Annotated in this window: 18 protein-coding genes and 2 pseudogenes; 15 read left to right on the top strand and 5 right to left on the bottom strand. The window is 63.4% G+C overall.

All coding sequences use genetic code 11. The features are described from left to right. Positions 1-104 precede the first annotated feature (104 nt). Positions 105-482, bottom strand: coding sequence for a hypothetical protein (locus AB5975_16685; protein XDR18311.1), 378 nt, complete (start codon positions 480-482; stop codon positions 105-107). Between the two features lie 190 nt (positions 483-672). On the opposite strand from AB5975_16685, the gene AB5975_16680 reads away from it, so the two are divergent. Continuing rightward, on the top strand, positions 673-1,971 hold the full coding sequence (locus AB5975_16680) for a serine/threonine protein kinase (protein XDR18310.1): 1,299 nt from the start codon (positions 673-675) through the stop codon (positions 1,969-1,971). Next, positions 1,964-2,788, top strand: coding sequence for a VacJ family lipoprotein (locus AB5975_16675; GenBank protein ID XDR18309.1), 825 nt, complete (start codon positions 1,964-1,966; stop codon positions 2,786-2,788). The genes AB5975_16680 and AB5975_16675 overlap by 8 nt, the downstream gene beginning before the upstream one ends. A gap of 68 nt (positions 2,789-2,856) precedes the next feature. On the opposite strand, the pseudogene AB5975_16670 reads toward AB5975_16675, so the two are convergent. Together AB5975_16670 and AB5975_16665 are read right to left on the bottom strand one after the other, a co-directional pair. Next, positions 2,857-4,004, bottom strand: a pseudogene (locus AB5975_16670) (patatin-like phospholipase family protein). A gap of 26 nt (positions 4,005-4,030) precedes the next feature. After that, positions 4,031-4,966, bottom strand: a complete 936-nt coding sequence (locus tag AB5975_16665) for a lipid A biosynthesis lauroyl acyltransferase (protein XDR18308.1) — start codon at positions 4,964-4,966, stop codon at positions 4,031-4,033. A 111-nt stretch (positions 4,967-5,077) separates the two neighbouring features. Between AB5975_16665 and minC the strand changes: the two genes are divergently transcribed. The 7 genes from minC to AB5975_16630 all read left to right on the top strand — a co-directional run bounded on the left by minC (position 5,078) and on the right by AB5975_16630 (position 11,680). Next, positions 5,078-5,839: a septum site-determining protein MinC gene (gene minC / locus AB5975_16660; GenBank protein XDR18307.1), complete on the top strand. Its 762-nt coding sequence runs from the start codon at positions 5,078-5,080 to the stop codon at positions 5,837-5,839. Between the two features lie 109 nt (positions 5,840-5,948). Continuing rightward, a complete protein-coding gene (gene minD, locus AB5975_16655) occupies positions 5,949-6,761 on the top strand; it encodes a septum site-determining protein MinD (GenBank protein ID XDR18306.1) in 813 nt (270 codons plus the stop codon). 3 nt (positions 6,762-6,764) lie between these two features. After that, on the top strand, positions 6,765-7,019 hold the full coding sequence (minE, locus tag AB5975_16650) for a cell division topological specificity factor MinE (protein ID XDR18305.1): 255 nt from the start codon (positions 6,765-6,767) through the stop codon (positions 7,017-7,019). Between the two features lie 148 nt (positions 7,020-7,167). Beyond that, a complete protein-coding gene (locus AB5975_16645; protein XDR18304.1) occupies positions 7,168-7,803 on the top strand; it encodes an RluA family pseudouridine synthase in 636 nt (211 codons plus the stop codon). A 107-nt stretch (positions 7,804-7,910) separates the two neighbouring features. Next, the gene (locus AB5975_16640) at positions 7,911-9,200 is read left to right on the top strand and encodes a M18 family aminopeptidase (GenBank protein ID XDR18303.1); all 1,290 of its coding nucleotides are present in this window, start codon (positions 7,911-7,913) and stop codon (positions 9,198-9,200) included. 114 nt (positions 9,201-9,314) lie between these two features. Beyond that, positions 9,315-9,482, top strand: a complete 168-nt coding sequence (locus tag AB5975_16635) for a hypothetical protein (GenBank protein XDR18302.1) — start codon at positions 9,315-9,317, stop codon at positions 9,480-9,482. A 44-nt stretch (positions 9,483-9,526) separates the two neighbouring features. Beyond that, positions 9,527-11,680, top strand: coding sequence for a mechanosensitive ion channel family protein (locus AB5975_16630; GenBank protein XDR18301.1), 2,154 nt, complete (start codon positions 9,527-9,529; stop codon positions 11,678-11,680). 6 nt (positions 11,681-11,686) lie between these two features. Here the strand turns inward: AB5975_16630 and AB5975_16625 are convergent, their stop codons facing one another. Continuing rightward, entirely contained in the window at positions 11,687-12,400 is a 714-nt protein-coding gene (locus AB5975_16625; protein XDR18300.1) for a UTRA domain-containing protein, read from the bottom strand. 328 nt (positions 12,401-12,728) lie between these two features. On the opposite strand from AB5975_16625, the gene AB5975_16620 reads away from it, so the two are divergent. The 6 genes and pseudogenes from AB5975_16620 to AB5975_16595 all read left to right on the top strand — a co-directional run bounded on the left by AB5975_16620 (position 12,729) and on the right by AB5975_16595 (position 18,027). After that, entirely contained in the window at positions 12,729-13,787 is a 1,059-nt protein-coding gene (locus AB5975_16620) for an ABC transporter substrate-binding protein (GenBank protein XDR18299.1), read from the top strand. A gap of 156 nt (positions 13,788-13,943) precedes the next feature. Further along, a complete protein-coding gene (locus tag AB5975_16615; GenBank protein XDR18298.1) occupies positions 13,944-14,750 on the top strand; it encodes an alkaline phosphatase family protein in 807 nt (268 codons plus the stop codon). After that, positions 14,747-15,586: an ABC transporter permease gene (locus tag AB5975_16610; protein XDR18297.1), complete on the top strand. Its 840-nt coding sequence runs from the start codon at positions 14,747-14,749 to the stop codon at positions 15,584-15,586. The genes AB5975_16615 and AB5975_16610 overlap by 4 nt, the downstream gene beginning before the upstream one ends. Then, complete coding sequence (locus AB5975_16605; GenBank protein XDR18296.1) at positions 15,576-16,370, top strand: ABC transporter permease; 795 nt, start codon at positions 15,576-15,578, stop codon at positions 16,368-16,370. Before AB5975_16610 ends, AB5975_16605 begins: the two co-directional genes overlap by 11 nt. A gap of 1 nt (position 16,371) precedes the next feature. Continuing rightward, a pseudogene (locus AB5975_16600) lies at positions 16,372-17,359 on the top strand (ABC transporter ATP-binding protein). A 14-nt stretch (positions 17,360-17,373) separates the two neighbouring features. Further along, a complete protein-coding gene (locus AB5975_16595; GenBank protein XDR18295.1) occupies positions 17,374-18,027 on the top strand; it encodes an HAD family hydrolase in 654 nt (217 codons plus the stop codon). 103 nt (positions 18,028-18,130) lie between these two features. On the opposite strand, the gene AB5975_16590 is transcribed toward AB5975_16595, so the two are convergent. After that, a complete protein-coding gene (locus tag AB5975_16590; GenBank protein XDR18294.1) occupies positions 18,131-19,093 on the bottom strand; it encodes an NAD(P)H-quinone oxidoreductase in 963 nt (320 codons plus the stop codon). Positions 19,094-19,195 lie beyond the last annotated feature (102 nt).

Genomic DNA, 19,195 nt, shown 5'->3' with positions numbered 1-19,195 from the left:
GGAGCGGCCTTGTGTCGCGATGGGCCGCAAAGCGGCCCCAGAATTCGAGAAGCAGCACAGATTGCCGGGGCCGCTGCGCGGCCCATCGCGACGCAAGGCCGCTCCTACACAGACCGCGTCGCCTTGGCTTTTCTTACAAGCCGCAGCCCCGCTAGCACCAGCGCAAACACGGCAATGCTGGCGGTGTACAACACCAGCGCAGGCACCGCGAACACCAATGCCACCACCGCCAGCCACCAGCCGGCGCGGCCGGAAACCACCTGTGCCAGCAGCGCCAACGCCAACCCACTCCAGGCCAACACCTGATGATGAATACCCAAGCCCAGCAGCGCGCGTACTTCACACTGCCAATACGCCGCAGGCGACGTGCACAGCCCTACCCACTGGCCATCCTCCATCAGCCCATAGCGCACGCCGTAACTGGCCGCGAGCCACAACCCCAGAAGCAGTACCAGCAGCGCAGCCGGCAGCGAACGAGACATCCAGTTCTCCAATAGCGGTAATCGAATTCATCCATGATCGCTTAAGCCCGGTTGTAAGGCAAAATCACAAACCTGCAGCTATGTTGCAGATAACCAGCACACCAAAGGCCACCGCGCCAGGCAACTTTGCCTGCGTTGATGTGGTCCTAGCCTGCACACTGCTCGACCTTGCGTTCTTTTGGGGGATTACATGCTTCGATCTTTGCGCCTCGCTGCCTTGCTCGGCAGCCTGCTTATGGCTGTGGCCGCTTCAGCGCGGGATATCGACGCCGCGAGCTACGGCTACCCCTTGACCAACCCGTTCGAAGCCACCATCGCCACCACGCCGCCGGACCAGCGCCCGACCCTGCCCAGCGACGACGAAATCAACCAGTCCGACTACAGCCTCAACCTGCGCCCGGAGCGCGAGTTCACTCTGCCCGACAACTTCTGGGCGGTGAAAAAGCTCAAGTACCGCCTGGCCCGCCAGGATCACGAGGCACCACTGATTTTCATCATTGCTGGCACCGGTGCGCCCTACAGCAGCAGCATCAACGAGTACCTGAAGAAGCTGTTCTACCAGGCTGGTTTCCACGTGGTGCAGCTGTCGTCACCCACCAGCTACGACTTCATGAGCGCCGCCTCGCGCTTTGCCACCCCCGGCGTCAGCCAGGAAGACGCCGAAGACATGTACCGGGTCATGCAGGCCGTGCGCGCCCAGCACCCACGCCTGCCAATCAGCGAGTTCTACCTCACCGGCTACAGCCTGGGCGCGCTCGACGCCGCCTTCGTCAGCCACCTGGACGAAACCCGCCGCAGCTTCAACTTCAAGCGCGTGCTGCTGCTGAACCCGCCGGTCAACCTGTACACCTCGATCAACAACCTGGACAAACTGGTGCAAACGCAGGTCAAGGGCATCGACCGCAGCACCACGTTCTATGAGCTGATGCTGCAAAAACTCACTCGCTACTTCCAGGACAAGGGCTACATCGACCTGAACGACGCCCTGCTGTATGACTTCCAGCAGTCGCGCCAGCACCTGTCCAACGAGCAGATGGCCATGCTGATCGGCACCTCGTTCCGTTTCTCGGCGGCCGACATTGCCTTCACCTCCGACCTGATCAACCGCCGTGGCCTGATCATTCCGCCGAAGTTCCCGATCACCGAAGGCAGCAGCCTCACGCCGTTCTTCAAACGCGCCTTGCAGTGCGACTTCGACTGCTACATGACCGAGCAGGTGATCCCCATGTGGCGTGCGCGCACCGATGGCAACAGCATCCTGCAACTGGTGAACCAGGTCAGCCTGTATGCCCTGGAAGACTACCTGCGCAGCAGCGACAAGATCGCCGTGATGCACAACGCCGACGACGTCATCCTCGGCCCGGGCGACATCGGCTTCCTGCGCCAGGTGTTCGGTGACCGCCTGACCCTTTACCCCCACGGCGGCCACTGCGGCAACCTCAATTACCGCGTCAACAGTGACGCCATGCTGGAGTTCTTCCGTGGTTAACAAACTCCTCTTCGCCACTGCCCTGCTGGCCGCCGGCCCAGCCCTGGCCGCCGAAACCGCCCCTCGGGCCAGCGTGATCGAGGCCGACCCGCAAGTGACCGCCGCACCACTGGCGCCCGAAGCCGACGGTTTTCTCGACCCGCTGCGCGAACTGAAATTCAACCCGGGGCTGGACCAGCGCGAGTTCGAGCGCTCCACCCTGGAAGCGTTGAACGTGTACGACCCGCTGGAGTCGATCAACCGGCGCGTCTACCACTTCAACTACCGGCTGGACCAATGGGTACTGCTGCCGCTGGTGAGTGGTTACCAGTACGTCACCCCGCGCTTCGTGCGTACCGGGGTGAGCAACTTCTTCAACAACCTGGGCGATGTGCCGAACCTGTTCAACAGTGTGCTGCAGCTCAAGGTCAAGCGCTCGGCAGAGATCACTGCCCGGCTGATGTTCAATACCATCATTGGTGTGGGCGGGCTATGGGACCCGGCGACCAGCATGGGCCTACCACGCCAGAGCGAAGACTTTGGCCAGACCCTGGGCTTCTACGGTGTGCCAGACGGGCCCTACCTGATGCTGCCGGTGCTGGGGCCATCGAACCTGCGCGATACCACCGGGCTGGTGGTGGACTATGCGGGCGAGCAGGCCATCAACTACCTGAACGTGCCCGAAACCAGCACCGACCACCCGGAAATTTTTGCCCTGCAGGTGGTGGATAAGCGCTACACCACCAAGTTCCGCTATGGCCAGCTGAACTCGCCGTTCGAGTATGAAAAGGTGCGGTATGTGTATACCCAGGCGCGCAAGTTGCAGATAGCCGAGTAACCTGTGCCGGCCCATTCGCGGCGGTTCGCCGCCTCGATGAACCCGCGAATGGGCCGTAACTGACAACGTCAAATCCCCAGGAACTGACACAACTCCCGCTTCTTGGCCAAAGCATCCCGTCGCCCCAACTCGATCAGTTCACTGCAATAACTCGCCTCGAACAGCAGATAGCTCAACACCCCCGCTCCACTGGTCCGCGTAGCCCCGGCCCGCGCAGGAACAAGCGCAACGCCGCCGGCAGCTCACGCCGGTGCCGGGCGGCGATTTCGTCCAGCGGCTGGCTGGGCGCCACGACCAGCACCTCGACCGGCGCCAGCCCCAGGCGCCGGGCATCCAAGTGCGCTGGCAGCAAGCGGCTCAGGTGGTTGAGCCGCTGCAGCAACTCGATGTCGTCTTCCAGGCTGTCGATGAACGTGCTGTTGAGCATGTGCCCACCGATCTGCGCCAGGCTCGGCTGCTGGCCACTGAACACGCGCTGAGTGGGCAACGGCGGTGCCGGCCGCTGCGGGTTGCCGCTGACCCCGACCACCAGCACCCGGCTGGCGCCCAGGTGCAGGGCCGGGCTGATCGGCGCCGACTGGCGCACCGCACCGTCACCGTAATATTCGTCGCCCAACTGCACCGGGGCAAACAGCAGCGGAATGGCCGCGCTGGCCAGCAGGTGGTCGATGGTCAACGGCGTGGGCACGCCGATGCGGCGATGGCGCAGCCAGGCTTCGATGGTGCCGCGCCCTTGGTAGAAGGTGACCGCCTGGCCGGACTCGTAGCCGAAGGCGGTGACGGCCACGGCGCGCAACTGCTCGGCCGCCAGAGAATGGCCGATACCATCCATGTTCAAGTGTGCCTCCAGCAGGCTGCGCAGTGGGCTGCTGTCCAGCAGCGCCACCGGCGCCTGGCCACCCAGGCCCAGCAGGCTATGGCCAACGAAACGGCTGGCTTGGCGAACGACTCCGGGCCAGTCACTGCGTATGACCAGATGGCTGCGAAAGTTCTGCCAGAAGGCAGTAAGCCGTTGCACGGCCTCGTTGAAATGAGTGGCGCCGCTGGCCAGGGTAACGGCGTTGATGGCACCGGCAGAGGTACCGACAATGACCGGGAACGGATTATGTGCGCCGGCAGGCAGCAACTCGGCAATGCCGGCAAGGACGCCAACCTGATAGGCGGCGCGGGCGCCGCCGCCAGAAAGGATAAGACCGGTTACCGGGGGTGGGGCCATGAAGTCCTTCCTGGATCAGCTATTTTTCAGCGCTTTTTCTTCTCATACAGCCGTGGTGCACCCTCGGGCCGTGACTTGAACCGGCGGTGCGCCCACAGGTACTGCTCCGGACACTCGCGCAACACACCCTCGACCCACTGGTTGATACGCAGGCAGTCGGCCTCTTCGCTTTCGCCTGGGAAATCCGCCAGTGGCGGGTGGATTACCAGACGATAGCCGCTGCCATCCTCCAGGCGCTTCTGGGTGAACGGAATAACCTGCGCCTTGCCCAGCCGGGCGAACTTGGTGGTGGCGGTTACCGTGGCTGCGGGGATGCCGAACAGCGGCACGAAAATGCTCTGTTTGGCGCCGTAGTCCTGGTCGGGTGCGTACCAGATCGCCCGGCCCGAACGCAGCAGCTTGAGCATGCCACGCACGTCTTCGCGCTCCACTGCCAGCGAGTCAAGGTTATGCCGCTCACGGCCGCTGCGCTGGATGAAATCGAACAACGCGTTGCCATGCTCGCGGTACATGCCGTCGATGGTGTGCTGCTGGCCCAGCAGCGCGGCGCCGATTTCCAGGGTGGTGAAGTGCACCGCCATGAGGATGGCGCCCTGCCCCGCCTGCTGGGCGGCCTGCAGATGCTCCAGCCCCTCGATATGGGCCAGGCGCGCGAGCCTGGCCTTGGGCCACCACCAGCTCATGGCCATTTCGAAGAAGGCGATGCCGGTAGAGGCGAAGTTGGCCTTGAGCAAACGCTGCCGTTCGTCGACCGACAGTTCCGGGAAGCACAGCTCCAGGTTGCGCGCGGCGATGCGCCGACGCTCACCGGCGAAGCGGTACATCACGGCACCCAGTGCGGCACCGATTTTCAACAGCACCCGGTACGGCAACTGGACCACCAGCCACAGCAGGCCCAGGCCCAGCCACAGGCCCCAGAACTTGGGGTGAAGGTAATAGGGACGAAAACGCGGGCGTTCCATTGAAGCATCCGGAAAGACAAAGGCCGCGCATTCTACAACGGATCAGCGCATGTTGCGGGCAACCGGTGTTCTCGTTATAAGTCAGGGCACTTTTTTCGCAGCAAGCCGTCTATGCAGACCATGAGCCCAAACCACACACCCGACACCGCCTCCGTGTTCCAGCTCAAGGGCAGCATGCTCGCCATTACAGTACTGGAACTGGCGCGCAATGACCTTGAAGCCCTTGACCGCCAGTTGGCGGCCAAAGTCGCCCAGGCACCGAACTTCTTCAGCAACACGCCGCTGGTGCTGGCGCTGGACAAGCTGCCGGCCGACGAAGGGGCAATCGACCTGCCCGGCTTGATGCGCATCTGCCGCCACCATGGCCTGCGTACCCTGGCCATCCGCGCCAACCGCATCGAGGACATCGCCGCCGCCATCGCCATCGACCTGCCGGTGCTGCCACCGTCCGGCGCGCGCGAACGGCCGCTGGAGCCCGAGCCCGAGGTGGTCAAAAAGCCCGAACCCGCCCCGACGCCACCACCGGCCCCCGAACCCGAAGTGCGCCCGACCCGCATCATTACTGCGCCAGTACGCGGCGGCCAGCAGATCTATGCTCAGGGTGGCGACCTGATCGTTACCGCCTCGGTCAGCCCGGGTGCGGAACTTCTGGCCGATGGCAACATCCATGTGTACGGCGCCATGCGTGGCCGCGCCCTGGCCGGCATCAAAGGCAATACCAAGGCGCGGATCTTCTGCCAGCAGATGACCGCCGAAATGGTTTCAATCGCCGGCCAGTACAAAGTCTGCGAAGACCTGCGCCGCGACCCGCTGTGGGGTACCGGCGTGCAAGTCAGCCTGTCTGGTGACGTGTTGAACATCACCCGTCTTTAACGGATACTTGCCAGCATTTTTAGAGCAACTTTTTTACCGTTGCCGTCATTTACGCTATTTCAGTTATTTGCAGGGACTTGTGTCCCGACTATTTTAGGGGTGAAACACCTTGGCCAAGATTCTCGTGGTTACTTCCGGCAAGGGGGGTGTGGGCAAGACCACCACCAGCGCCGCCATTGGTACCGGCCTCGCACTGCGCGGCCACAAGACCGTCATCGTCGACTTCGACGTGGGCCTGCGTAACCTCGACCTGATCATGGGCTGCGAACGCCGCGTGGTGTACGACTTCGTCAACGTGGTCAACGGCGAAGCCAACCTGCAGCAAGCCCTGATCAAGGACAAGCGCCTCGAGAACCTGTACGTGCTGGCCGCCAGCCAGACCCGTGACAAGGACGCGCTGACCCAGGAAGGCGTGGAAAAGGTATTGATGGAGCTGAAGGAAACCTTCGACTACGTCATCTGCGACTCGCCGGCCGGTATCGAGAAAGGCGCGCACCTGGCCATGTACTTCGCCGACGAAGCCATCGTGGTCACCAACCCCGAAGTGTCCTCGGTACGTGACTCTGACCGCATGCTGGGCATTCTGTCGAGCAAGTCGCGCCGCTCCGAGAACGGCGAAGAGCCAATCAAGGAACACCTGCTGATCACCCGCTACCACCCAGAGCGCGTGGAAAAGGGCGAAATGCTGAGCATCGCCGACGTCGAAGAAATCCTGGCGATCAAGCTCAAGGGCGTGATTCCCGAGTCCCAGGCAGTGCTGAAGGCCTCCAACCAGGGTATCCCGGTCATCCTCGACGACCAGAGCGATGCCGGCCAGGCCTATAGCGATACCGTCGACCGTCTGCTGGGCAAAGAAAAGCCCCTGCGGTTCATCGAAGTGCCGAAGCAAGGATTCTTCGCGCGACTGTTTGGAGGCAAGTAAACCATGAACCTTTTTGACTTCTTTCGTGGCAGACAGAAACAGACCAGCGCGTCGGTAGCGAAAGAGCGTCTACAGATCATCGTGGCGCACGAGCGCGGCCAACGCAGCGAGCCGGACTACCTGCCGGCGCTGCAGAAAGAACTGCTGGAGGTGATCCGCAAGTATGTGAACATCGGCAACGATGACGTGCATATCGAGCTGGAAAACCAGGGCAGCTGCTCGATTCTGGAGCTGAACATCACCCTGCCGGATCGCTGATCAGGCTAAAGCTGGGGCTGCGTTGCAGCCTTTCGCGACACAAGGCCGCTCCCACAAGGGTTATGCACTCCCCTGTGGGAGCGGCCTTGTGTCGCGAAAGGGCCGCAAAGCGGCCCCAGCGTTTTCTGCTACTTTCGTGAGAACTGCAATGCCGCTGTCGAATGTCCAGATCCTCTTCGAAGACGCCGCCATCCTGGTGATCAACAAGCCGACCCTGCTGCTGTCGGTGCCCGGCCGCGCCGAGGACAACAAGGACTGCCTGATCACCCGCCTGCAGGAAAACGGCTACCCCGACGCACTGATCGTGCACCGTCTGGACTGGGAAACCTCCGGCATCATCCTGCTGGCCCGCGATGCCGACAGCCACCGCGAGCTGTCGCGCCAGTTCCACGACCGCGAAACCGAAAAATCCTACACCGCCCTGTGCTGGGGCCAACCCGCGCTGGACAGCGGCAGTATCGACCTGCCGCTGCGCTACGACCCGCCAACCAAGCCACGGCATGTGGTGGACCACGAGCAGGGCAAGCATGCCCTGACGTTCTGGCGCATCGTCGAGCGCTGCGGCGACTACTGCCGTGTGGAGCTGACGCCGATTACCGGGCGTTCGCACCAGCTGCGCGTGCACATGCTGTCCATCGGCCACCCGCTGCTGGGTGACCGGCTGTATGCCAACCCCGAAGCGCTGGCGGCCCATGAACGGTTGTGCCTGCATGCGTCGATGCTGAGCTTTACCCACCCGGTCTCGGGGGAGCGGTTGAAGTTCGAGTGCCCTGCACCCTTCTGATTTTTGGCTGGCTGTTCCGGCCTCTTCGCGGGCTTGCCCGCGAAGAGGCAGACACAAATTGTCGACATTCTGCGCTAAACTCGCGCCACTGCTGTCTGGAGTGAGCTATGCGCGACGCACTGAATACTGGCCTTATCGACTTCCTCAAGGCCTCCCCCACGCCCTTCCACGCCACCGCCAGCCTGGCCCAGCGCCTCGAGGCTGCCGGCTACCAGCGCCTGGACGAACGCGACAGCTGGGCCACCGTGCCTGGCGGCCGTTATTACGTCACCCGTAACGACTCTTCGATCATCGCCATCAAGTTGGGCAAGCAGGCCCCACTGTTGAACGGCATCCGCATGGTCGGCGCCCACACCGACAGCCCGTGCCTGCGGGTCAAGCCACAGCCCGAACTGCAGCGCCAGGGCTTCCTGCAACTGGGCGTGGAAGTGTATGGCGGTGCCTTGCTGGCGCCGTGGTTCGACCGCGACCTGTCGCTGGCCGGACGCGTCACCTACCGCCGTGACGGCAAAGTCGAAAGCCAGCTGATCGACTTCAAGCTGCCGATCGCGATCATCCCCAACCTGGCCATTCACCTGAACCGCACCGCCAATGAAGGCTGGGCGATCAACCCACAGAACGAGCTGCCGCCCATCCTGGCCCAGGTCGCCGGTGACGAACGTATCGACTTCCGCGCCCTGCTCACCGAGCAACTGGCCCGCGAGCACGAGCTGATCGCCGACGTGGTCCTGGACTACGAGCTGAGCTTCTACGACACCCAGGACGCCGCGTTGATTGGCCTGCACGGCGACTTCATCGCTGGCGCCCGCCTGGACAACCTGCTGTCGTGCTATGCCGGCCTGCAGGCCCTCTTGGCCGCTGACAGCGACGAAACCTGCGTGCTGGTGTGCAACGACCACGAAGAAGTCGGCAGTTGCTCGGCCTGCGGTGCCGACGGCCCGATGCTGGAGCAGACCCTGCAGCGCCTGCTGCCCGATGGCGACTCCTACGTGCGCACCGTCCAGCGCTCGCTGATGGTGTCGGCCGACAATGCCCATGGTGTGCACCCCAACTACGCCGACAAGCACGACGGTAACCACGGGCCCAAGCTCAATGCCGGCCCAGTGATCAAGGTGAACAACAACCAGCGTTACGCCACCAACAGCGAAACCGCCGGCTTCTTCCGCCACCTGTGCATGGCCGAGGAAGTACCGGTGCAAAGCTTCGTGGTGCGCAGCGACATGGGCTGCGGCTCGACCATCGGGCCGATTACCGCCAGCCACCTGGGCGTGCGCACGGTGGATATCGGTTTGCCTACCTTTGCCATGCATTCCATTCGCGAGCTGTGTGGCAGCCACGACCTGGCGCACCTGGTGAAGGTACTGACCGCCTTCTACCGTAGCCGCGAATTGCCTTGATGCAGGCAGGTGCAAGCAGGCCCGGGCCTGCTTACACCTGCTCAAGGTCAATCCCGCCTCGCTTGCCAAGCGCTATGCTTGTTACATGGCCCCACTGCATAAGGATTGCTGTCCATGTCCCCGTTCCTGTCCCTGTTCGTGCCGGTGTTCCTGTTCCTGCTGCTGCTGACCATCGGCTTCAGCATGCGCGAGCGCAATATCGGTGTGCTCATGATGTGGATCGGCACTTTGGGGATCTTCGGCCTCACCTGCTGGAAGATCCTCGAGAAACTGCCGACATAAACCTCTACACTCGGTCAATCGTTTGACCTGAGGTAGATTTGCCAGTGCCTGCCCTCCTGCGTTACCTGTTCCTGCTGCTAGTGCTGTTCATCACCCCGGTACAGGCGGCGGGCCTGCCCGGCCTGCTGGGCGGCAGTGCGCCCGCGCAACCGGAGGCCACCGAGCCGCTGGGCAAGTCGCTGGACGAGGTGATCAAAAACCTTGAAAACGATCAGCAACGGGCCAAGCTGCTGGCCGACCTGAAAAAGCTGCGCGACGCCACGAAGCAATCGCAACCCAGCGTCGAGCAAGGCGTGCTCGGCCTGATCGGCGGCGCCCTGCATGACTTTGAGAAACAGTTCAGCGGCGATGCCAGCCCGTTCCACCGCTGGGCCGCGGAAATCGAACAAGCCCAGGCCGAGCTGAGCGAGCTGATGGTGCCGGTGCACCAGTGGCCTGCGATCCTGTTCGGCTTTGCTGCAGTGATTGCCGTGTGGAGCGTGCTGGCCTACGCCTTCAACTGGGTCGGTCACCGGGTACGCCTGCGCTTTGGCCTGAGTGAAGAACTGCCACAGCACCCGCGCACCTGGGACCTGGTGCGCTTCGCCCTGCGCAAGCTCGGCCCCTGGCTGGTGGCGCTGGTGTTCACCGTGTACCTGAGCTTCGTGCTGCCACCGTCGCTGGGCAAATCGCTGGCGATGGTGTTGGCCTACGCGCTGGTGGTCGGTACCTGCTTCTCGGCCATCTGTGTCATCGCCTTCTCGCTGCTGGACGGCCCACACCGCCACCGCGCCCTGCACATCCTGCGGCACAAGGCGTTCCGCCCACTGTGGCTGATCGGCAGTTTCGCCGCCTTTGGCGAGGCAATGAGCGACCCACGCATGCTGGTGGCCCTCGGTACCCACCTGGCCCACGCCCTGGCCACCCTGGCCAACGTGGTTGCAGCACTGTGCACCGGGCTGTTCATCCTGCGCTTTCGCCGCCCGATCGCCCACCTGATCCGCAACCAGCCATTGTCGCGGCGCCTGACCCGCCGCACCCTCAGCGACACCATCGAGATCCTCGGCAGCTTCTGGTTCATCCCAGCGCTGATCCTGGTGGCCATTTCGCTGTTCGCCACCTTCGTCTCCGCCGGTGACACCAGCACCGCCCTGCGCCAGTCGCTGATGTGCACGGTGCTGGTGGTGGTGTGCATGGTGCTCAACGGCCTGGTTCGCCGCCACGCCGCCAACCCCAAACGCGCCAACAAACGCCAGGCGGTGTACACAGAGCGCCTGCGCAACTTCGGCTATTTGCTGGTGCACCTGTTCATCTGGCTGGTGTTCATCGAACTGGGCCTGCGCGTGTGGGGCGTGTCGATGATCAGCTTCGCCGAAGGCGACGGCCACGACATCAGCCTGCGCCTGCTGGGCCTGGCGGGCACGCTGATCGTCGCCTGGCTGGTGTGGATCCTGGCCGACACCGCCGTACACCATGCCCTGGTGCGCTCGCGCCGGGGGCTGGCCAATGCCCGCGCGCAAACCATGATGCCGCTGATCCGCAACGTGATGTTCGTGATCATCTTCATCATTGCGGTGATCGTCGCCCTGGCCAACATGGGCATGAACGTCACACCGCTGCTGGCCGGTGCCGGTGTCATCGGCCTGGCCATCGGTTTTGGTGCGCAGTCGCTGGTGGCCGACCTGATCACCGGTCTGTTCATCATCATCGAAGACTCGCTGGCCATCGACGACTACGTGGATGTCGGCGGGCACCTGGGCACGGTGGAGGGGCTGACCATTCGTACCGTGCGCCTGCGCGATATCGACGGCATCGTGCATACCATCCCGTTCAGCGAAATCAAGAGCATCAAGAACTACTCGCGGGAGTTCGGCTACGCGATCTTCCGCGTGGCCATCCCGCACAGCATGAACATCGACCAGGCGATCACGCTGATTCGGGAAGTGGGGCAAAAACTGCGCAATGACCCGCTGATGCGCCGCAACATCTGGTCGCCGCTGGAGCTGCAGGGGGTGGAGAGCTTCGAGTCGGGTTCGGCAATCTTGCGGGCACGCTTCAAGACCGCACCGATCAAGCAATGGGAAGTGTCGCGGGCGTTCAACCTGGCGCTCAAGCGGCAGCTGGATGAGGCGGGGCTGGATCTGGCGACGCCGCGGCTGTCGGTGCAGGTGGTGACGGCCGGTGGAGGAACAGTCGCAGACTCCGGTTCCTCCAGTTAGGGCGTCCTAGCCAGCCAGGGCGCGGATGCGGATGGCATCATGCCGCCAGTACTCCAGGTCACAGTCGATCAGGTGCCCATGCTGGTCGCTGTTGACCCGAGTGATGTGCAACCCCGGGCTACCCACCGACACCTTCAACGCCCCCGCCGCCTCCACCGGCAACGCCGTCGGCAAAATTTCAAAGCACACCTGCCCATACTCGATGCCATACACTCGCCCATAAATCTCCGTCAGCGACTGCGCCAGATCCTGTTCGAGAATCTCCGGGAAATACCGGGGGTTGAGGTAGTGCTCGGCATACAGCACCGCCCGCCCGTCAATCCGCCGCAAGCGGCAGATAAGCACCACGCTGGACAACGCCGGCAACTGCAAGCGCGCGCAGATGGCCGCCGAAGCCGGCTGCAGCCGCGCCGACAGCAGTTCGGTACTGGCCACCCGACCCTGCTCGCGCACCATGGCATGGAAGTGACTGCGCTCGATCAGGTCGTAGGTCAACCGCTCGGGCGCGACAAACCAGCCGCGGCGCTCTTCGCGGTAGATCAAGCCCTGGGCCTCCAGCTGGGCTAGCGCCTCGCGCAGGGTGATACGCGTGGTGTCGAACACCTCGCTGAGCCGGCGCTCGGCCGGCAGCTTGCCGCCCGGCGCCAACAGGCCGTGCTCGATCTGCTCCTGCAGGGCATGGCAGATGGCTGTTACCGCTCGCGGTGGCATCGGCTGCATCAAGGGTTACCTATCTGGACTATTCCAGCCCCAGAACAGGGCATTTGGAGAATAGTGCAAGCCTAGGCAGGGCTGATGAACATCCTGTGACAAGGTTGCGCCCAGAGCACTGCCAGAATCGGGCCAGCCCAGCAAAACCGGGGCTGCGCCATGGTCTACGCTGTATTGCCAGGAGCCCTCGGCCACCTGCGCGGGCCCTTCCCTACATCAAACTGTCACGCAAGCGGCCTACCTTGGCTCAAGGTTTGCTGACCTAGACCAAAGGTTCCAGGCAACGGTTTCACTCATAACAACGATCGGTAAAAGGCACCCACCCAAGGAGCTACGGATGAAAAAGTTGTTCATGGCGTCACTGCTCGGCTCTGCCATCGCGTTCTGCACCTCGGCCATGGCCGCGGACCTCAAGGCCCTGGAAGATGCCGCCCGCAAGGAAGGCACGGTCAACAGCGTGGGCATGCCCGATGCCTGGGCCAACTGGAAAGGCACCTGGGAAGACCTGGCCAGCAAGTACGGCCTCAAGCACAGCGACACCGACATGAGTTCGGCGCAGGAGATCGCCAAGTTCGAAGCCGAGAAGGACAACGCCAGCGCCGACATCGGCGACGTGGGTGCCGCCTTCGGCCCGATCGCAGTGACCAAGGGCGTCAGCCAGCCCTACAAGCCAAGCACCTGGGACCAGGTGCCGGAGTGGGCCAAGGACAAGGACGGCCACTGGGCACTGGCCTATACCGGCACCATCGCCTTCATCATCAACAAAGACCTGGTCAAGGAAGGCGAACGCCCGACGTCCTGGCATGACCTGGAAAAAGGCAAGTACAAGGTCGCCATCGGCGACGTCGGCACCGCCGCCCAGGCCGCCAACGGCGTGCTGGCCGCGGCCATTGCCTACAAAGGCGACGAGAGCAACGTGGCGCCGGGCCTGCAGCTGTTCACCAAGCTGGCCCAGCAGAAGCGCCTGTCGCTGGCCAACCCGACTATCCAGACGTTGGAAAAGGGCGAAGTGGAAGTTGGCGTGGTGTGGGACTTCAACGGCCTGAGCTACCGTGAACAGATCGACCCCAAACGTTTTGAGGTGCTGATCCCGTCGGACGGTTCGGTGATTTCCGGCTATACCACGGTCATCAACAAGTACGCCAAGCACCCCAATGCGGCCAAGCTGACCCGCGAGTACATCTTCAGCGACGCCGGGCAGATCAACCTGGCCAAGGGGCATGCGCGGCCGATCCGTGCCGAGCACCTGAAGCTGCCAGCGGATGTGCAAGCCAAGTTGCTGCCTAACGAGCAGTACGGTGCTGCCCAGCCGATCAAGAACGCCGAAGCCTGGGAAGCCACCTCGAAGAAACTGCCGCAGATGTGGCAGGAGCAAGTGATCATCGAAATGGAGTAAGGCAGGACCATCCTGGGGCTGCTGCGCAGCCCATCGCGACGCAAGGCCGCTCCTACAGGGCCCGCGTCGCCCCAGAGGTTTTCGCTGTCCCTGTGGGAGCGGCCTTGTATCGCGAATGGAGGGCGAAGCCCTCCCGGTTCCTTTGCGGAGTATTGAATGAGCCACAACGTCATCCTGGTCCTGCTGGACGGCCTCAACTACCAGGTCGCTCACCACGCCATGGGCCACCTGCACGCTTACGTCGAGGCCGACCGCGCCGCGCTATACCGGGTGGAATGCGAGCTGCCGTCGCTGTCGCGGCCGCTGTACGAATGCATCCTCACCGGCGTGCCGCCGATCGACAGCGGCATCGTGCACAACAACATCAACCGCCTGTCCAACCAGCGCAGCGTGTTCCACTACGCCCGCGAGGCCAACCTGGGCACCGCAGCCGCGGCCTATCACTGGATGAGCGAACTGTACAACCGCTCGCCCTTCGACCCGCAGCGCGACCGCCACACCCATGCGCCCAAGCTGCCGATCCAGCACGGGCTGTTCTACTGGGACGACCGTTACCCCAACTCGCACCTGCTGGCCGACGGCGAGTACCTGCGCCGCCGTCACGCCCCCAACTTCCTGCTGGTGCACCCGATGAGCGTTGACGACATCGGCCACCGTCACGGCCTGGACAGCAGCCAGTACCGCAACGCTGCGCGCAGCGTGGATATTTTGCTGGCCGACTACCTGCCGGGTTGGCTCGAAGAGGGCTATCAGGTATTGGTTACCGCCGACCATGGCATGAACAACGACCGCTCGCACAACGGCCTGCTGGCCGAGGAGCGCGAAGTGCCGCTGTTCGTGTTTGGCGACGCCTTCAGCCTGGACCCGGCCGCCAAACCGCTGCAGACCGAGCTGTGCGGCACCATCTGCGAGCTGCTGGGCGCCGCGCACGACAAAACGGTTTGCCGGGAGTTGCTGAAGTGAATGGCGGCGCCCGTGGCCGCTACCTGGCCCTGCTCTGCCTGCTGCCGTTCGCCGTGTTCTTCGTCATCTTCCAGGTCGCCCCGCTGGCCTGGGTGGCGACCAACAGCCTGCAATCGGACGCCGGCTGGGGCATCGACAACTTCAGCAAGGTATTCGCCTCGAAGTTTTACCTGCAGGCATTGCAACGCAGCCTGGAAATCAGCTTCTGGTCGAGCCTGTTCGGCATCGTCATCGCCACCCTCGGCGCCTATTCACTGCGCCGGGTGGACTCGAAGCTGCGCGACTTCGTCAGTGCCTTCGCCAACATGACCAGCAACTTTGCCGGGGTGCCGCTGGCCTTCGCCTTCATCATCCTGCTGGGTTTCAACGGCGCACTGACCCTGCTGCTGAAGCAGGTCGGCCTGCTGGAAGACTTCAGCATCTATTCCAAGAGCGGGCTGATCCTGGTGTACACCTACTTCCAGATCCCGCTGGGCGTATTGCTGCTGTACCCCGCCTTCGACGCGCTGCGTGAAGACTGGCGCGAGTCGGCCGCACTGCTGGGCGCCAACCACTGGCAGTACTGGCGGCACATCGGCCTGCCGGTGCTGACCCCGGCACTGCTGGGCACGTTCGTCATCCTGCTGGCCAACGCCCTCGGTGCCTACGCCACCGTGTACGCACTGACCACGGGTAATTTCAACGTACTGCCGATCCGTATCGCCGGCCTGGTGGCCGGCGACATCAGCCTCGACCCGAACCTGGCCAGCGCCCTGGCCATGGTGCTGGTGGGGCTGATGACGCTGGTCACGGTGGTGCATCAATGGCTGCTGAAGAGGAGCTACCATGCGCGCTGACGCCCTTTCCGGCGGCTGGTACCATCGCGTGGTGGTGTACCTGCTGTTCCTGATCCTGCTGCTGCCATTGGCCGGCACCCTGCTCTACTCGCTGGCCACCAGTTGGTCGGCCAGCCTGCTGCCCAGTGGCCTGACCCTGAAATGGTATGCGGCATTGTGGAGCGAGCCGCGCTTTCTGGCAGCCTTCGGCCAGTCACTGCTGGTGTGCGTGGGCGCGCTGTTGCTGTCGGTGGTGCTGATATTGCCGCTGCTGTTCGTGGTGCACTACCACTTCCCCAAACTCGACGCACTGATGAACATCCTCATCCTGCTGCCCTTCGCGGTACCGCCGGTGGTGTCGTCGGTGGGGTTGCTGCAACTGTACGGCAGCGGGCCGATGGCCATGGTCGGCACACCGTGGATCCTGATCGGCTGCTACTTCACCATCGCGCTGCCGTTCATGTACCGGGCCATTACCAACAACCTGCAGGCCATCAACCTGCGCGACCTGATGGACGCCGCGCAGTTGCTCGGCGCCAGCACCTGGCAGGCAGCACTGCTGGTGGTGCTGCCCAACCTGCGCAAGGGCTTGATGGTGGCGTTGCTGCTGTCGTTCTCGTTCCTGTTCGGCGAATTCGTATTCGCCAACCTGCTGGTCGGCACCCGCTACGAGACCCTGCAGGTGTACCTGAACAACATGCGCAACAGCAGCGGCCACTTCAACAGCGCACTGGTGATCTCCTACTTCGCCTTCGTGCTGATACTGACCTGGGTCGCCAACCGCCTGAACAAGGACAAGACCTGACATGAGCTTCGTCAGCGTACAGAAACTGCAGAAGAGCTACGCCGGCAGCCCGGTATTCGAGAACATCGACTGCCACATCGAACGCGGCGAGTTCGTCACCTTGCTGGGCCCGTCCGGCTGCGGCAAATCCACCCTGCTGCGCTGCATCGCCGGGCTGACCCCGGTGGACAGCGGGCAGATCCTCCTCGACGGCCACGACATCGTGCCGCTAAGCCCGCAAAAACGTGGCATCGGCATGGTGTTCCAAAGCTACGCACTGTTCCCCAACATGACCGTGGAGCAGAACGTCGCCTTTGGCCTGCGCATGCAAAGTCAAAGCCGACGAAAGCCAGCTGCGAGTGCGCGAGGCCCTGGAGCTGGTTGAGCTGGGCACATTCGCCGGGCGCTACCCGCACCAGTTGTCTGGCGGCCAGTGCCAACGCGTGGCCCTGGCCCGCTCGCTGGTCACCCGCCCGCGCCTGCTGCTGCTCGACGAGCCGCTGTCGGCACTGGATGCGCGTATCCGCAAGCACCTGCGCGAGCAGATTCGCGCCATCCAGCGCGAGCTGGGGCTGACCACCATCTTCGTCACCCACGACCAGGAAGAGGCGCTGACCCTGTCCGACCGCATCTTCCTGATGAACCAGGGCCGCATCGTCCAGAGTGGTGATGCCGAAACTCTGTACACAGCGCCTGTGGACCTGTTTGCCGCCGGCTTCATCGGCAACTACAACCTGCTCGACGCCGACAGCGCCAGCCGCCTGCTGCAGCGCCCGGTGGCCAGCCGCCTGGCGATCCGCCCGGAGTCGATCACCCTGGGCGTGAACGGCGAACTAGACGCAGAAGTGCGTAGCCACAGCCTGCTGGGCAACGTGATTCGCTACCGCGTAAAGGTGCGCGAAGTGGAGCTGGTGGTCGATGTGCTCAACCGCTCGCCGGCAGACCTGCACGCGGACGGAAAACGGGTAAGCTTGTCGATCGACCCCACGGCGCTGCGGGAAGTGGCCTAAGGAGACTCAACACAATGGCACTGGCAATTTTCGATCTGGACGAAACCCTTATCCACGGCGACTGCGCGTCGCTGTGGAGCGAGCAGATGGCCCGGCTGGGCTGGGTCGACGGCAAGGATTTCCTGCGCCGCGACCATGAACTGATGGAAGCCTACGGCAAGGGCCACCTGCAGATGGAGGACTACATGGCCTTCAGCCTGGAGCCGATTGCCGGGCGTACCCTGGAAGAAGTCGAGCACCTGGTGGAGCCGTGGGTGGAAGACGTGATCGAACCGATCATCTATGGCGACGCCTGCCGCTGCATTGCCGAACACCGCAAGCGTGGCGATCGCATTCTGATCATTTCTGCTTCGGGGACGCACCTGGTGGGGCCGATTGCGGCGCGGCTGGGGGTGGACGAGTACCTGGCAATCGAGCTGGAGGCGGTGAACGGGGTGTATACCGGCAAGACCCACGGGGTGCTGACCTACCGCGAGGGCAAGATCACCCGGCTGCTGGAGTGGTTGGATCAGGAGCAGGAAAATCTGGAGGGGGCGAGTTTCTATTCCGACTCACGCAATGACCTGCCGTTGTTACTGAAGGTGGACCATCCGCATGTGGTGAACCCCGATGCGGTATTGCGTGAACATGCCCAGACCAATGGCTGGCCGATCCTGAGCTGGACCTGAAAGTACTTCATTGCCTGTTCTGGCCTCTTCGCGGGTGAACCCGCTTCCACGAAAGGGTGCGATCCCTGTGGGAGCGGGGTACCCGCGAAGGGGCCAGGCCTGCTTACACCAGGCTCGCGTCGATCACCATCACCAGCTTTCCTGACACCTGATTGGTCTCAAGCTCGGCATACGCCGCCTGGGCAAACTCCACCGGGTAGGTATCGACCAGCTGCGGCGACAAGCGCCCTTCGGCAAACAGCGGCCACACCTGCTGCTGCAACTCACTCAGCAGTTCGGCCTTGAAGCCGTCATCACGGTTACGCAGCGTGGAGCCGGTAATCTCCAGGCGCTTGCCCAGCACCTGCGCCAGGTCCAGCTCGAACTTGCGCCCGCCCATCAGGCCGATGATCACCCAGCGCCCGTCACGGGCCAGCAGCTTCAGGTTGAGCTCACCGTAGCTGGCGCCCACCGGGTCGAGAATCACGTCGAACGGGCCAAAACCTTCCAGCGCGTCCAGGTTCTCGTTACGTACCACACCACCCGCGGCACCCAGCGCTTGGCAATAAGCCAGGCGGTCCTGCGAACCGACGCTGACCCACACCGGGCTGCCAAACGCCTTGCACAGCTGGATGGCGGCCGAGCCAACGCCACTGGCACCGGCGTGCACCAACACCTTCTCGCCAGCCTTCACAGCACCGAGCTGGAAGATGTTCAGCCAGGCGGTGGCATACACCTCCGGCAACGCCGCTGCTTCCTGCAGGCTCAGGCCTTCGGGCACCGGCAGTACGTGACGGGCATCGACCACCACTTCCTCGGCCATCGCGCCGCTGGCCAGCAGCGCGCAAACGCGGTCGCCCACCCGCCAATCGGCACCCGCACCTACCTCTTCAACCACCCCGGCACACTCCAGGCCCATGTACGGGCTGGCCCCTGGTGGTGGCGGGTACAAACCTTTCATCTGCAGCAGATCAGCGCGGTTCAGCCCCGCTGCGGCCACGCGAATGCGCACTTGGCCCGCGTCACAGGCCGGGCGTTCGGCCTCGACCCACTCCACATGTCCGTCAACGCCTTGCAATGCCTTCACAGTGCCTCCATAGTTGAATCATGACTGGGCCTGGGGAACGCACACCCCAGGCTTTTTGCAGTATTTGCCCGGTTCCATGGAACCGGCAACGGAAAAGACGGC

It is taken from the genome of Pseudomonas putida (assembly GCA_041071465.1).
GTDB classification, from domain to species: Bacteria; Pseudomonadota; Gammaproteobacteria; order Pseudomonadales; family Pseudomonadaceae; genus Aquipseudomonas; species Aquipseudomonas putida_P.
The sequence above is the reverse complement of the archived record's forward strand: the minus strand, read 5'-3'. Positions and strand labels throughout refer to the sequence as shown.

Excerpts from the sequence above, each read along its gene's own strand:
- minE (XDR18305.1), top strand. The coding sequence starts at position 6,765 with ATGAACCTTTTTGACTTCTTTCGTGGCAGACAGAAACAGACCAGCGCG.
- AB5975_16635 (XDR18302.1), top strand. The coding sequence starts at position 9,315 with ATGTCCCCGTTCCTGTCCCTGTTCGTGCCGGTGTTCCTGTTCCTGCTG.
- AB5975_16605 (XDR18296.1), top strand. The coding sequence starts at position 15,576 with ATGCGCGCTGACGCCCTTTCCGGCGGCTGGTACCATCGCGTGGTGGTG.
- AB5975_16620 (XDR18299.1), top strand. The coding sequence starts at position 12,729 with ATGAAAAAGTTGTTCATGGCGTCACTGCTCGGCTCTGCCATCGCGTTC.
- AB5975_16645 (XDR18304.1), top strand. The coding sequence starts at position 7,168 with ATGCCGCTGTCGAATGTCCAGATCCTCTTCGAAGACGCCGCCATCCTG.
- AB5975_16615 (XDR18298.1), top strand. The coding sequence starts at position 13,944 with ATGAGCCACAACGTCATCCTGGTCCTGCTGGACGGCCTCAACTACCAG.
- AB5975_16595 (XDR18295.1), top strand. The coding sequence starts at position 17,374 with ATGGCACTGGCAATTTTCGATCTGGACGAAACCCTTATCCACGGCGAC.
- minC (XDR18307.1), top strand. The coding sequence starts at position 5,078 with ATGCAGACCATGAGCCCAAACCACACACCCGACACCGCCTCCGTGTTC.
- AB5975_16640 (XDR18303.1), top strand. The coding sequence starts at position 7,911 with ATGCGCGACGCACTGAATACTGGCCTTATCGACTTCCTCAAGGCCTCC.
- AB5975_16685 (XDR18311.1), bottom strand. The coding sequence starts at position 482 with ATGTCTCGTTCGCTGCCGGCTGCGCTGCTGGTACTGCTTCTGGGGTTG.
- AB5975_16625 (XDR18300.1), bottom strand. The coding sequence starts at position 12,400 with ATGCAGCCGATGCCACCGCGAGCGGTAACAGCCATCTGCCATGCCCTG.
- AB5975_16680 (XDR18310.1), top strand. The coding sequence starts at position 673 with ATGCTTCGATCTTTGCGCCTCGCTGCCTTGCTCGGCAGCCTGCTTATG.
- AB5975_16665 (XDR18308.1), bottom strand. The coding sequence starts at position 4,966 with ATGGAACGCCCGCGTTTTCGTCCCTATTACCTTCACCCCAAGTTCTGG.